A 13,715-nucleotide genomic window follows, 5' to 3' on the forward strand; every position below is an offset into this window, starting at 1 on the left:
AACTACCTCTTAAGCCGCGTCGCTAGGTTCTGCTGCGTGGTAGCAACAGATCTCACGTGAAAGTGCCTCTTGAGGCTCTTTTATCATGACGATTTTTTCACCCAATGACGGGTAAGCTTCACGAATGGCAGTTTCAATTAGCATGGCACCACCACCCACTAAGTAGATGCGGTTAGGGTTGCGGGTAAAGGTCTTGGCTTCGTACGCAACTGCGGCGCCAAGCTCGGTGATCTTATTTTCGATACGCTCAAGTACCCAGTCTACCTTGCTGATATCGTTGATCACTTCTTCAACGAACTCACGGTTATGGCGACGCTTAATCAGCTCGTTAGCCACTAAATAGCTAGCATCACTGTCGGCAGCCGATAAGGCTTTTCGGGCTGCGTTAGTGACCATAGACACGCCAATCTCGGCATTGCCATACACAGCAGACACATCGTCGAACTCACCGACAATCACGCCCATGTCGAGTGTGGTACCGCCGCAGTCGATAACCAAAGACTTAGTGAACTCATTCACGCCAGAATCCATTAAGGTGGTCAACACTGCAGGTAAGCTTTCAGGCAGTACTTCAACATCAACGATTGTGAATAGCTCGCCCTTGTTAAGGGTGATTTCTCGCATTAAGTTAGCTTTTTTACGGGCGATATTTTCTTCGTTTTTCTGGCAATCGTCGGCTTGGTAATACTCAGTGATTGGCAGGGTAACCAGAATGCTCACCGGGCAAGGTTTAACGCCCGTTTGCAGTAGTGCGTGGTGCACAGAAAGTAGGTTCAAATCGTCATATTGAAAGGCAACATGAGTCGTCGATAATGCCTTATCTGATGTGGCGTCGTAGGTATATTTAGTCGATGCAACTTGGTAGTTAAATACCTTGCGGTCATTAAGCAAAGCGGCGCTTTTCCAGTCTTTACGAAATGAGTTGGGTGAGGTCACGCTACGCACTTGGCCGTTCTCTAGCCAGCTGATTTTAACGTTGGTCGAGCCATCGTCGATGGCGAATTTCATGATGCTTGAATGCATGAGTGTTCCTATAAATAAACCCAATTTTGCATGTTAGGGCGACCGGGTTTACCAAGAACTGAAATCTATTTTGCTATTTATTGTATTTAAATGGATAGGCGTCTCTGGCTGGATAATACCAATCAGTATAAGAATTTGATCTACTCAGAGCTATTTTTGGCAAACTAATTCAAGGCGAATAGCTGCAATAATGGTTATTCCCTTACAAAGCTAATCAACGCAGAAGTAGGCAGCCAAAAACGCTCCAGAATGGCGAGTTTTAGCGATTCTGATGCTGTGTTAACGAGCTTGAACGTAGAACAACTATGCCCTTTACTCGTTGCCTTGCCTCAAAACCGCTAAACTCTCGCTGAGTGACTAAATGTTTATACTGATTGGTATAAAAGCTGAGCTTTACGGCTGATTAGCCATCAGTTGCAGCATAAAAGCGCAGCAACTGACAGCTAGTCAGCTACGGCTTCAACTATATGCCAATCGGGCAGCTTGTTTTTAATGTCGATAGCTATTTTATCTGCGTCGCCACGGATCACTATATAGGGAGTATGACTAAAGACTGAGCTGGCAATCTGTTGTAATTGCTCAGGAGTTAAGTTGTTGAGTCGCAGATTTTGAGCCCGCTGCTGCTCAGTTGAAACACCGCGGATAAGCTGCTTAATAGTATCGGCCTCGACGGCGCGAAAGTTTGCTTGGCGCAACATCTGTTGACTGGTGAGATAGGTTTTTAACGCCGAGAGTTCATCTATCGATGCTGCCGAACCCGTTGTTAGCGTTAAATGGTCGATCACACCGCGAATAAAGGCGCCAGAGTGCTCAAGCTTAGTGCTGCCATAAAATTTAAGAGTACGGGATAACGGGTTGTCGAAACAGCGCCCATAGATCCCGTAAGTTAAGCCACGCACTTCGCGTAAATCGTAATATAAGCGCCCAGAGAAACTGCGCCCCAGCCAGCTGGCCAGTAGTTTACAGTCTTGAACGCTATCAATGCTTTTATCACTGGCATCCAGTGGATAGCCGATACGCACTTGTGTTTGTACGCTGCCGGGGGCATCGATAACAAACAGCGTCTTGTTTGCATTGCTCGGGGCAATCGCAGGGCTGTAATTCGTCAGTGAGTCGGTACTATTTTTTGAACTTGTTGCAGAGTCAGCGTCTGAGATTTCGAACTCTGCCTTAGAAGACATTAGTGATTCAAATTGCTTTGTCACCGCCGAGGTAAACTGCTTGTCTTGTCCAAGGCTAGCATTGGTTAATAGCGCCCAATTAGACTGGGCAAAAATCTGGTCTCTAACTTGGTTAAGTCTGGCTAGATCTAGTTCATCGGCCAGGGCTTTATCATTGAGCGCTTGATTATAAACATGCTGCTCACCAAGGATTTTCTTGGCCCACACATCATCGATTTCAGCGCCGCTATATGCGTTGATATGCTTGGCCAGTTTGAGCTGGCGCCGCACGTTAGCTATATCTATTTCATCAAAGCTGCCGGCTTTATCTTCTGTAAAGCTATTGGCCTGCCAAAATTGCATCAGCAGGTCGCTGGCAAGGGCTGGGGAATCTGGGCAGTCGATACTAAGGGTCAAACTGTGCATGCTTGGTCGAATGCCGAGGCTTTCGGCGCAGGCTAACTCAGATTGCTGTACCAGCCAGCCTCTTTTCTCCTTAAAGGCTGCGACTAATACGTCTAGGTTGGCCATTGGCGTCGAGCTAAAAGCCACCAAAGACAAGTGATCGAGTGTCGAAAGCGTGTCGTTAAGTGGGTAAAGCTTAAGCTCGGGGCTTAAAGCGGTGAAGCTTAAAGCTTGGCTCGACTTTATCTTTAACGCCGGGATCTCGGGTGCGCCTTGTAACGGATCGAATACTGGCAGGCTTGGTTCTGCAATGGGGGTAAATTCGATATGGGTCTGCTGACAACCAAGAGCACTCGCAAGAATGCCTGCTGTGAGTGTATATGAACTGAGTTTTATCAGGGGTTTCATGGACGTTCCATCAGTAGCGTTATTATCTGAGGCATTAAATTAGGCATCACATTACGCTCTCTTCAAGGCTGTCAGACATATCCTTTGGTAAGAATTCAAGAATTGATTTAGTGGCGCGAATATACCAAGGGGGCAAGAGATCAAGACGCACTGTATTGCCAATAAAGTACCTTTGGGCGATGGCTTGCAGCTCTTTAGCGCTAACGGCATCAATTCGTTGCCATGGACCTGTCAGCGGCTGGAGTCTATCTTGGGGCTGAGTTGCCGAGAGGTTTCTCGCTAACCGTGACGGTGAGTCTAAACCGGATAGTGCCTTATTGAGCCAAATTTGCTTTAACTGGCAAAGCTGCTCATTTGTTAGGGGCTGCGCGGCGACAGAGGCTATCAGCGACTCGACATTTTCGCTGAGCTTATCAAGCGAAGTGCGGGCTCGCGGTACCAGAACTAAGTTAGTCATGCCGTGGTGGGTCATGGTTAACGGAATTGAGTAACTTAACAGTTGGTCGGGATCATTAAGGCCGGTGCCTTGAATTAGGCTGCTCTTGTTCTGAAATAAATAGGCCTCTAATAACGAGAGCCCCGCGGCGTCAACAGAGCCTCGGCCGGCAGTATGCCAGGCGAGTAATACTGCAGGCCAAGGGCCACGCTCATCAATGATTTCGCCATGAACGGGCTTTGGCGTAATCTTAAGGTCATTGAGTTGAGTCAGCTCAAACTCTGGTGCTTGCCAGTCGCCAAATTGGCTATCTATCCAGTCCTGAGTTTGCACAGGAATATCGCCCACTAGGCTGAGCTGCATGGCATCGGGGCGGTAATAGCGTTGATGAAACGCATTTAGGCTCTCAGGGGTAGCCGCTTTGACATCGTCAACACTGCCAATTACCGCATGGCCATAGGGCGTACCCTCAACCTGAGCCAGTAAAAACTCCATTGCGCTGCGCACATAGGGTTGGTTATCTATGCTGGTGGCCATCTCTTCAAGCACTGCACCTTGCTGATTTTTCACCGTGGTTTGATTGAGCGTTGGATAACGAAAGCGGTCAGCCTCCAGCCATAAACTCAGTTCGAGTGCCTGTGAGGGAATGGTTAAGTAATAATTAGTAAAATCAAAAAAGGTGCTGGCATTAAACTGGCCGCTTAAGGCGCTCATCGTCTGGGTATAGCTGTCACCCGGTGCATGCTCGCTGCCTTTAAACAGCATATGTTCAAATAGATGCGCGTAACCGGTTTGCCCAGCCACTTCGTTGCGCGATCCCACATCAAACTGGCTGGCAATAGACACGGCTTGAGTGTCTGCTAGTGCTAAGGTGCGAACTTGTAAGCCGTTATCGAGCTGGCGATACTGAATTCTCTGCTCAACCTCGAAAAGTGGTTTAGCAAGGGGCTCAAGCTGACAGCTGCGAAGACCCGTCATCGTTTGTGCATAGACGGGCAAAGCAAGAGTCAGCGTTGATAACGCTGCAAGAGCTGTTAGGTAACTGGCCATATGGCGAGTGGTGCCGTGGGTGATGAATCGCTTCACTGAGTATTAATTCCTTTTAACGGCATATAGCGAGAATAAACAAGTTAACTTATATCAGCTTAATTCGTAGCCTTCTATAGTCGTTAAGTATTGGATCACTTGAGTCCTATGCGCTTGGCGAGCCGATGCAGATTGCCAGAGTCGAGGTCGAGCGCCCTTGCCGTGGCTGCCCAGTTATTACCGTTAGCGGCTAACGCTTGGCGAATATATTGCGCCTGAAAGTTTTCGGTCGCTTGCTTAAGAGTTTGGCTGTTGATATGGCTCTTGGATTGGTTTTGACTATGATTAACCACCTGACTATGGCCGATTTTTGTTGCGATGTTAGACGTGCTTTCAAGCTGTAGTGAGTCTTGCCTATGTAGATCAAAATGCTGCGGAGTGATTACCGGGGTATCGGACTGATACTGAGCTCTTGATAAGACCGCCGCACGGCGCAGTACATGTTCGAGTTCTCGCACATTGCCCGGCCAGTTGTAAGTATTTAATAGGTTAATGCTATCAGGGCTCAAGCTTAGGCTTTTTAAACCTAACTTTTCTCTGCTGCGCTCAACAAAGAAGCCGCTTAATAAAATCACGTCTCCCTGCCGCTCGTTTAGCGGTGGCACTATGATGGGAAATACGCTTAAGCGGTGATACAAATCGGCTCTAAAGCGTCCGGCGAGTACTTCTTGTTTGAGGTCTTTATTGGTGGCAGCAATAATGCGTACATCGACTTTTAAGCTTTTATCAGAGCCGACTTTTTGTAAGTCGCCATATTGTAAAACTCGTAGCAATTTAGATTGCAGTGACAAAGGCAGTTCGCCAATTTCATCTAAAAATAGCGTACCGTTATCGGCAATTTCAAATTTACCGCTACGGTGGCTAATTGCACCGGTAAAGGCCCCTTTTACATGACCAAACAGTTCACTTTCGGCTACAGACTCGGGCAGAGCGGCGCAGTTTAAATACACCAGTGGTTTGTTTGCCCGAGGAGAGCGCTGGTGGATAGACTTAGCAACCAGCTCCTTACCGGTTCCGGTATCACCTAAAATTAAAACGTTTAGATCGGTACTGGCCACGACTTTAAGCTCATTTTGCATCGCTTGCATGGCAGGCGATTGACCAATAATTTCAACTTCACTATCGCTGCTGTGATTAAAAGTTGACGTCTCCTGCGACTGTACCGCCTGCTTTTCGAGTTTCTCGATTAGCAGGGCATTATTGAGTGACGCCGAAGCGATAGCGCTCAGAGTGCGTAGCTCTTTATCGCTAAAGTCGTTGAATTGGTCAGGGTCGAAACCATCGATAGTAACCGCGCCGATAAGCGCTCCGTCGGCGACCAAAGGCAAGCCAATGCAGGCATGAACCACCAAATGGTCTTCCTGATGCGGGATTAAACCATCGTAAGGGTCGGGTAGTTCGCTGTCGGCTGGAAAGCGCACCACATCACCGGCGCGAGCAATGGCTTCAAGACGAGGGTGCTCAGACAGAATAAAGCGCCTACCCAGCACGTCGGGGCTGAGGCCATTAATGGCCAGCGGGGTAAACTGCTTACCGCTAAATTGTAATAGTGCCGCAGCGTCACAGTGCAAGGTTTGTCTGACGGTATCGAGCAGCCTTGAGAATCTGTCGTGATCCGACAATCCAGAGGTGATATCCAGTGCAATACGGGTAAGGTCGCTTTGGCTCAGTGACATTGGCGCTCCAATTTTCAGGTTAGTTCGTTAACCTTGGATGAGTGTTCTAGTTGCGGATCCTCATTGCGGATCCGCGTTGCTGGTTAGAGGAGCAGCCTAGGTTACTCTGGTGTGTCTTTTTAACAGTATTTAACTCGCAGGGATTAATGTCAATTTTACACTTTGACTCAAGTGGGGGAGTTAGATTGCATCTATGGCTGGTGACGAATCAAACTACGTTTGAGCTTCAAGTTAGACTGCGTCTAACAATTAACATCGCGGCGCTTCGCCCGCAGTTATAGCTAATCAAACTACGTTTGATAAAAGGTCGTGAGCTGGAAGCTCACGACCCTAGTCAGGCGCAGCCTGATACCTTTAGCTTTGCTAGAACCTAGAACCTAGAACCTAGAACCTAGAACCTAGAACCTAGAACCAGCTAGTACTCGAGCCTAGAACTTACTTATACAACGAAGCATCACCCTTATTAGGCCGTGTCTTAAACCGTCTATGTAACCACATATACTGCGACATATTTCGGCTAATAATCGATTCGATAATCTTATTGCCCCGCTTAGCGTCTTCAATCTCATTCTCGCCAGGGAAGTTGTCCAAAGCCGGTTGGATCTCGATATTGTAGCCGGTGTCATCACTATTACGTTCAACGAAGAAAGGTAACACTTTGGCTTTGCCTAACTTAGCGAGGGTAGTGGCGCCGGTGATGGTCGCGGCTTCGGGGACATTAAAGAAGGGGATGAAGGTGGCGCTTGAGCGGCCAAAGTCTTGGTCGGCGGTGTACCAAATCACATTAGGTTCACGCAGGCTGCGTACCATCTGGCGTAGATCGCGTTTTGGTACTAAGGCCTTGTTTGAACGTAGGCGACCTTTAACCTGTAGGTATTCCATCACGGGATTATTGTGGGGGCGATACACTCCAACACCGGGTTGGAATTGTCCGAAAATTCGGGCGCCCATCTCAAGGGGCAAACAGTGCACCGCAAACAAAATCACACCTTGGCCACTCTCTAGAGTCTGCTCAACATACTCTTTACCTTTTATGCTCATGTGCTGCTGAATTTTTTCATCAGACCACCACCAGGCGTTGGCAGTGTCGAAGACGGCTTTACCGGTTTGCTCAAAGTTCTCAGTGACGAGCTGCTGCATATCACTGTCAGACATATCGGGGAAACAAAGCTCTAGATTACGTCTGGCGGTTTTAACTCGTTTGCCTACTAGCTTCATGCCTAAACGACCAAGCGCGGCGCCCATCTTCATCTGGACTCGCAGTGGTAACAGTTGAGTTAACCGCATAAAACCCACGCCTAACCATAAGAGCCAATACTTGGGATGATAAAGGTGAGATGAAAATTGAGCTTTTTCTACCACGTAATTCTCGGATCCAATGAAAAATTACTCATTATTCTAACTCAAAAGCGATTAAAATTAGGTACAATCAGAATTAAATTTTGTGATAGATATAGGCGTTATGAAGATTTCTCTGCCAGCATTTGAAAAAGCCAAGGTTCTCGTTGTCGGTGACGTGATGTTAGATCGCTATTGGGCGGGGCCTACAGCGCGGATCTCACCAGAAGCGCCTGTACCGGTTGTTAAAGTTGAACAACGTGAAGACAGACCCGGCGGCGCGGCGAACGTGGCGATAAATATCGCGACTCTTGGTGGCAGCGCAAGCCTTGCGGGTATTGTTGGCGAAGATGAAACTGCCGATGCCTTGAGTGTGGGTGTACGTGCCTTAGGTGTTGAGCCTAACTGGCACAAGGTGGCCGGTAAGCCAACCATCACTAAGCTACGCGTTATGTCTCGCAATCAGCAATTATTAAGACTCGACTTTGAAGAGAGCTACTCACAAGCCGAGAGTGATGCGCTATTAGCACAAACCTTACCTGAACTCGATAATGTCGATGTGGCGGTGTTGTCTGATTACGCTAAAGGCGCATTAATTTCTCCACAAAGCTTTATTGAAGCAGCTAATGCTAAAGGCGTGAAGGTGCTAGTAGATCCTAAGGGTAGCGACTTTTCAAAGTATCGCGGCGCGTACCTACTTACGCCAAATATGAGCGAATTTGAAATGGTCGTGGGTAAGGTGGAGTCTGAAGCCGACTTAGTGGCTAAGGCACAAGGTCTGTTACAAGACTTTGACCTGACAGCCATGCTAGTGACTCGCTCTGAAAAGGGCATGACCCTAATCACCAAAGATCAGCCAGAACTGCATATTCCTACCGTTGCCCGTGAGGTTTACGATGTGACTGGCGCCGGTGACACGGTGATTTCAGCCTTAGCAACAGCGATAGCAGCCGGTAGTGAATTACCACAAGCTTGTGCGATTGCCAACACCGCTGCGGGCATTGTTGTGGCTAAACTTGGCACATCAACGGTGACACGCCTTGAGCTGATTGAAGCGTTATCGCTTAATCATGGTGAGTCTGGTTTTGGGGCGGTCAGTGAAGATCAATTGGCGTATGCGCTTGAGCAAGCAAGACTGCGCGGCGAACGCGTGGTAATGACCAATGGTTGTTTTGATATCTTGCATGCGGGCCATGTGAGCTACTTGCAGCAGGCTCGCGCCTTAGGCGATCGTTTAATTGTGGCGGTTAATACAGACGCTTCAGTTAAGCGTCTCAAAGGTGAAGGTCGCCCGGTTAACACAGAAGATAGACGCATGACGGTATTAGCTGCGCTTGCATCTGTAGATTGGGTGGTGCCGTTTAGCGAGGATACTCCGCAGCGTATTATTTCGCGCTTATTGCCTGATTTATTGGTGAAAGGTGGCGATTATAAAGTGGAAGATATTGCTGGTGGTGAAGAGGTCATTGCTGCTGGTGGTCAAGTTAAAGTCTTATGTTTTGAAGATGGTATATCTACCACGGCCATTATCCAAAACATCATGGCTAACCAGTAGTCATTGATGAGTCATGGGTGATTGACTGTCAACCACAATGATTAGCTCGCTCGCCTCGACTGCCGCTATTGCTATTTTTGCTACACATATGGCAGTGGCAGCCATGGCTGAATTAGACATGACTGCATCAGACATAAAAAGTGGCTTTTTATGGACCGATATCGGCCCCAAAAAAGCCCTTGTTTGCGAGCTACAGCAACTCACATCTTGTATTGCAAATCTCCCTCAATCGGCTCGAAGCCAACTGCCGATAAAGCTTGATGAACTACATCATCTGTTAGGTCAACGCGGCGCCATGGTATTGCCGCTTCATCATGCTCGCATCGCCGGGCTTGTGATCACCGACTTTACTCAACTGCCTAAAAGCCAAACTATTAACTGGGGCGTTGGTCACTTCTCTTTGCCGCTTGATAAGCAAGCACGCTTAACCTACTGGCATGAACTCGGCCATCTGTATGCTATCGATGCGTTAAGCCGCCAAGGGCAGACTATCGATAGCGAATATCAACACGAGTGGCTGGCTGATTTATATCTCCACTGGCGCATAGCCAAGCAGACTCAGAGCTTAGATTTAGCTTGGCAGCAGTACCATAGACGCAACTTGGCAGTGATGGCTGACAGTGAGTTTATGTCTCATTGGTCAGTGCCGGTTTTAGCTCAGGCATTTGAGCTTTACTCTGTTGAGCAGTTAACTCAGTTTGCCAGCTTTGATGAGTTCTGGTTGGATATATCCTCAAAGTTGCGCCTGTATGATAGCGATACACTGAATGAGTTTTCTAGCCTTATTCAACGCACTTTCGGCGCAGGTACAATGCAGCCCCTACCTGGCTATATGTATTGGCGTAAGCCCGCATTGGGGAGCTACCTTAAGCCGACTTTAGTCGAGGTGATGGGCCAAGACGCAGCTCAAGATTGGCTGAGCTCGCAGCAATTGATTGGTGAGGAAGCTTGGAGGCATTATTAATTGGGCGTTGATATTCGTTACTTTGTACTGGGTTTTACCAGAGTTGGCTAAGAGTGAAACTAGAGCTGAATGAAAGCTGAATAGAATGCATTGATTTAGGAATTAATGAAGTGCTTTTGCTAGAGTAATCCCATGTCGATTCCAGTGAAGTAATGTTATGGCCAAGCGTTCTAAAATCCAAACCGAGCAGACGGTGCAGCAGATCCTCGATGAGGCGATGAAGCAGATCTTAGACATTGGTTACGATGCTATGTCTTATTCGACACTCTCTCAAGCTACGGGTATTAGCCGCACTGGGATCAGCCATCACTTTCCCCATAAAGTCGATTTTCTTAAACAGCTAGACAGCCGCATTGGCCATCTGTTTATCGACCGCCTCGATTTTAGTTGTATACAGTCACTGCAAAACTCCTGGAAGGCTTCCTTAAAACTGCCGTATTTTATCGCGATTATTCGGCTTTATTTCTCCATCTGTGGTTCGCAGCAGGTGAATCTTAATCGCTATAAAGCCATTAGCTTAGCGAGTGAAAAGGCGCTGAGTGAGCTTGGTGAGCAGGGGCGTTTATTAGTCAATGCTTTAGTGGGGCAGAGCGCATTAGTCCTGTGTAACCAGCCTGGCGAAAGTCATTAAAAAAGCCTGTTATTGTGAATAACAGGCTTTTTACTGTCGCTGCTAACGCGGCGATAATGTTAGTCATTAGTGCCGCGAATAGCTGATTAGAAGTGCCACTGCAGATAAACCGTCTGATAGTTACTGCCGCCGCTAATACGGCCGAAGGCGGAACTTGACTCGAAGATCCCCGATCTATGGTGAATACTGTAACCAAACCACATGTTGTCGAGCTTAGCCGAGTTAAAAACATCGCCTACGTTGACGTCGAGTGAGAAGTCTAAGTAGTTAAGTAACTTAGAGGGCTTATAGTCTTTTTGATCTAACTCGCTGCCCTCAATATGAGTCACGTTGCTAACATAAGACAGACCTTCTGCGACACCCAGTCTAAAGCGAGGCCCAAGCTCGAAGGTGTAAAACGCCTTCACTGCAATCACAGCTTCAGCAAGATTGTCCTGCACCTCTGAACTATGATGCCAAACTAGACCTGGGGTTAGGTACAGATCGATAGGGAAGTTAAATAGGTTATCGGTTAGCTGAGTACCATAAAACGCCGAGGTCATCTGGTTATTGTAAGGGTCAGTCTTAGTCTGCCATTTCAAGATGGCATTGAGGTTTGACGGTGTTGCCCAGCCGTGAGCGATACGAATAAATTCACTGCCTTCTTTACGCTTTGTCGGTACAGGCTGCGCCGAGTACTTCTTGCTATTAGGCTCGGGAAAGAAGCCAAAACCAAGGAAAGATTCATATTGGAAGCGGTTGTTGATGGTGGGTAAGTCGTAGACATCATCCTCAAGTCGCCCCACACCGAACTGCCCTAGTAGATATAAGTTACTGAACACATGGTAGCGCGCCTTGACGCCCGCATTAAAGCCAATGCCGCCACCAACGTCATACCTATCTAAGCCATAGTAATAGTCATTAAAGTCAGCGCTCTTCCATTGAAACTCAGCATACGGTTTGACTTTCCAGTCGCCATATTCCCAATTATATTGAGTGCGGCTGTAACCATAACTACGTTTGTTTGAGTCAGATAAAAATGCTAAATCAAAATCCCACTCGTCTTTAACGAAGCGGTATTGCAGACCAAAGTCAAAGGCTTGAGACTGAGATTCGTTTTGTAATTCCTTGGGAATATCGACAAAACGAAAGCGGGTGTAAAGGTTGATTTGATGATTGTCATTTTTCCAGATATGGCCCGCCGCTTCCATGCCATTAATGTAGAAATAGTCATTTTTAAAATAGATTAAAGGTAAGGTGTCATAGACATCATCTTCCTCTGTGGCATAGGGAATATCGCCACGGCGCATGCCTATACCTATGCCCCAGTTATCACTCCACTGTATGCTTGTTTCTTGTTGCTGATCTTGGCTGGGATCTTCATCTAACTGCACAGTAGGTGGCGGCATTTTCGTATCTGCTTCACTGTTGTTTGCTGCTTGCAGAGCTGAATAAGGAGCGAATAAGACAAGACTAAGAGACAGTGTCGAAAGCATTTTTAGGGTCATATTGTTTTTCTTTTAGCGCGGGGACTGACAACAGAATACTGGTTTTTAACCATGAATTACATAATTTTAACAAGGCTTGGTTAAATAGAACTTAAAAGATGACCAAATAGAAAAGGCCGCAATAGCGGCCTTTCAGTTTGGAGCGTTTAACAGTTAGCTTTAATCAGCTTCTTTTAAACTCTGTGTTAGCTCAACAATGGCCTTTTTACCATCGCCAAATAACATTAATGAGTTATCCATAGCGAATAGCGGGTTAGGTAAACCGGCAAAGCCAGGGCTCAATGAACGCTTAACTACAACCACGGTTCTTGCCTTATCGACGTTAAGAATTGGCATGCCGTAGATTGGGCTGCCTTTGTCTTCACGAGCCATAGGGTTGGTCACGTCATTGGCACCAATCACAATCGCCACGTCAGTTTGCTCAAACTGCGGGTTGATCTCATCCATCTCAATTAACTGCTCGTAAGGCACTTCTGCTTCGGCTAGCAATACGTTCATGTGGCCAGGCATACGACCCGCAACCGGGTGAATCGCATAAAGTACCTGTGTACCACGTGCTTCCATCACTGAGGCTAGCTCACGCACTGCGTGTTGCGCCTGCGCCATAGCCAAACCATAACCTGGAACAATCACTACGCGCTCGGCTGTTTCTAGTAACATGGCCACTTCTTCAGGTGAAGATGAGGTCACTTTACCCGCGTACACTTCGTCAGCATCAATTGTTTCGCCGCCTTCAGCCATTACGCCAAATAGTACGTTAAACAGTGAACGGTTCATCGCTTTACACATGATTTGCGTCAGGATAATACCCGATGCACCAACGAGTGAGCCCGATACAATCAATACAGTGTTACCTGTGATGAAACCGGTAGTCGCTGCTGCAATACCCGAGTACGAGTTAAGCAGGGCAATCACAACAGGCATATCTGCGCCGCCAATTGGCACCACAAGTAGCAAACCAAGTACCAAGGATACTGCTACCAAGGCATAGATTAGGTTGATGTTGCTAGGATCCATCACGATAGCAATCGCAAGGCCAATCGCTGCGATAAGCAGTAGTGCATTAAGCACCTTGTTACCCGGTACTTTAATTGGGTTACCCGAGATAAGCTCCTGCAGTTTAGCAAATGCAATGAATGAACCTGATAGCGTCACGGCACCAATAATCACAGTGGCGGTAATCGAAACCAATGCCACGGTATGAGTTGCCGATTGTGGGTCGATAAAGTTTGCCAATGCGATAAATAGCGAAGCACCACCACCGAAGCCGTTTAGCATAGCGACCATTTGTGGCATAGAGGTGACTTGGATCTTAGTTGCCATGATGGCACCGATGGCGCCACCAAGTAGCACACCAGCAATAATCCACTCATAGCTAAGAATGCTTTGGTCAAATAAGGTCACGACCACAGCGATGAACATACCTAGTGCGGAAAGCTGGTTGCCACGTACAGCTGTTCTTGGCTTAGTTAGCCCTTTAATACCTAAAATAAATAGGCTTGCCGCTACAAGATAGGCGAGGTAAATAATCGTCGTACTCATAGTG

Annotated in this window: 10 protein-coding genes; 3 read left to right on the forward strand and 7 right to left on the reverse strand. The window is 47.4% G+C overall.

The features are described from left to right. Nucleotides 1–9 precede the first annotated feature (9 nt). The 5 genes from parM to K5Q73_RS02120 form a co-directional block, all read right to left on the reverse strand. On the reverse strand, nt 10–1,023 hold the full coding sequence (gene parM, locus K5Q73_RS02100) for a plasmid segregation protein ParM domain-containing protein (RefSeq protein ID WP_220758828.1): 1,014 nt from the start codon (nt 1,021–1,023) through the stop codon (nt 10–12). 443 nt (nt 1,024–1,466) lie between these two features. Next, complete coding sequence (locus tag K5Q73_RS02105) at nt 1,467–2,996, reverse strand: insulinase family protein (RefSeq protein WP_220758827.1); 1,530 nt, start codon at nt 2,994–2,996, stop codon at nt 1,467–1,469. A 46-nt stretch (nt 2,997–3,042) separates the two neighbouring features. Next, nucleotides 3,043–4,482 (reverse strand): pitrilysin family protein, encoded by a 1,440-nt coding sequence (locus K5Q73_RS02110; RefSeq protein ID WP_220758937.1) that lies wholly within the window; start codon nt 4,480–4,482, stop codon nt 3,043–3,045. A gap of 131 nt (nt 4,483–4,613) precedes the next feature. Next, on the reverse strand, nt 4,614–6,194 hold the full coding sequence (gene norR / locus K5Q73_RS02115; protein ID WP_220758826.1) for a nitric oxide reductase transcriptional regulator NorR: 1,581 nt from the start codon (nt 6,192–6,194) through the stop codon (nt 4,614–4,616). A gap of 435 nt (nt 6,195–6,629) precedes the next feature. Beyond that, the gene (locus K5Q73_RS02120; RefSeq protein ID WP_220758825.1) at nt 6,630–7,556 is read right to left on the reverse strand and encodes an LpxL/LpxP family Kdo(2)-lipid IV(A) lauroyl/palmitoleoyl acyltransferase; all 927 of its coding nucleotides are present in this window, start codon (nt 7,554–7,556) and stop codon (nt 6,630–6,632) included. A gap of 100 nt (nt 7,557–7,656) precedes the next feature. Between K5Q73_RS02120 and hldE the strand changes: the two genes are divergently transcribed. The 3 genes from hldE to K5Q73_RS02135 all read left to right on the forward strand — a co-directional run bounded on the left by hldE (nt 7,657) and on the right by K5Q73_RS02135 (nt 10,682). Then, nucleotides 7,657–9,087, forward strand: coding sequence for a bifunctional D-glycero-beta-D-manno-heptose-7-phosphate kinase/D-glycero-beta-D-manno-heptose 1-phosphate adenylyltransferase HldE (gene hldE, locus K5Q73_RS02125; protein ID WP_220758824.1), 1,431 nt, complete (start codon nt 7,657–7,659; stop codon nt 9,085–9,087). 37 nt (nt 9,088–9,124) lie between these two features. Continuing rightward, nucleotides 9,125–10,051 carry a hypothetical protein gene (locus tag K5Q73_RS02130; RefSeq protein ID WP_220758823.1) on the forward strand — a complete coding sequence of 309 codons (927 nt, stop codon included), beginning with the start codon at nt 9,125–9,127 and terminating at the stop codon, nt 10,049–10,051. 157 nt (nt 10,052–10,208) lie between these two features. Further along, a complete protein-coding gene (locus K5Q73_RS02135) occupies nt 10,209–10,682 on the forward strand; it encodes a TetR family transcriptional regulator (RefSeq protein ID WP_220758822.1) in 474 nt (157 codons plus the stop codon). An 86-nt stretch (nt 10,683–10,768) separates the two neighbouring features. Here the strand turns inward: K5Q73_RS02135 and K5Q73_RS02140 are convergent, their stop codons facing one another. Together K5Q73_RS02140 and K5Q73_RS02145 are read right to left on the reverse strand one after the other, a co-directional pair. Beyond that, the gene (locus K5Q73_RS02140) at nt 10,769–12,169 is read right to left on the reverse strand and encodes a MipA/OmpV family protein (RefSeq protein ID WP_220758821.1); all 1,401 of its coding nucleotides are present in this window, start codon (nt 12,167–12,169) and stop codon (nt 10,769–10,771) included. A 159-nt stretch (nt 12,170–12,328) separates the two neighbouring features. After that, nucleotides 12,329–13,711 carry an NAD(P)(+) transhydrogenase (Re/Si-specific) subunit beta gene (locus K5Q73_RS02145; protein WP_220758820.1) on the reverse strand — a complete coding sequence of 461 codons (1,383 nt, stop codon included), beginning with the start codon at nt 13,709–13,711 and terminating at the stop codon, nt 12,329–12,331. Nucleotides 13,712–13,715: the final 4 nt, after the last annotated feature.

This window comes from Shewanella sp. MBTL60-112-B2, assembly GCF_019655055.1.
GTDB lineage: Bacteria > Pseudomonadota > Gammaproteobacteria > Enterobacterales > Shewanellaceae > Shewanella.

Bases quoted from the DNA above. Each gene is read 5' to 3' on its own strand.
- parM (WP_220758828.1), bottom strand. From the start codon at position 1,023: ATGCATTCAAGCATCATGAAATTCGCCATCGACGATGGCTCGACCAAC.
- K5Q73_RS02105 (WP_220758827.1), bottom strand. From the start codon at position 2,996: ATGAAACCCCTGATAAAACTCAGTTCATATACACTCACAGCAGGCATT.
- K5Q73_RS02110 (WP_220758937.1), bottom strand. From the start codon at position 4,482: ATGGCCAGTTACCTAACAGCTCTTGCAGCGTTATCAACGCTGACTCTT.
- norR (WP_220758826.1), bottom strand. From the start codon at position 6,194: ATGTCACTGAGCCAAAGCGACCTTACCCGTATTGCACTGGATATCACC.
- hldE (WP_220758824.1), top strand. From the start codon at position 7,657: ATGAAGATTTCTCTGCCAGCATTTGAAAAAGCCAAGGTTCTCGTTGTC.
- K5Q73_RS02130 (WP_220758823.1), top strand. From the start codon at position 9,125: ATGATTAGCTCGCTCGCCTCGACTGCCGCTATTGCTATTTTTGCTACA.
- K5Q73_RS02135 (WP_220758822.1), top strand. From the start codon at position 10,209: ATGGCCAAGCGTTCTAAAATCCAAACCGAGCAGACGGTGCAGCAGATC.
- K5Q73_RS02140 (WP_220758821.1), bottom strand. From the start codon at position 12,169: ATGACCCTAAAAATGCTTTCGACACTGTCTCTTAGTCTTGTCTTATTC.
- K5Q73_RS02145 (WP_220758820.1), bottom strand. From the start codon at position 13,711: ATGAGTACGACGATTATTTACCTCGCCTATCTTGTAGCGGCAAGCCTA.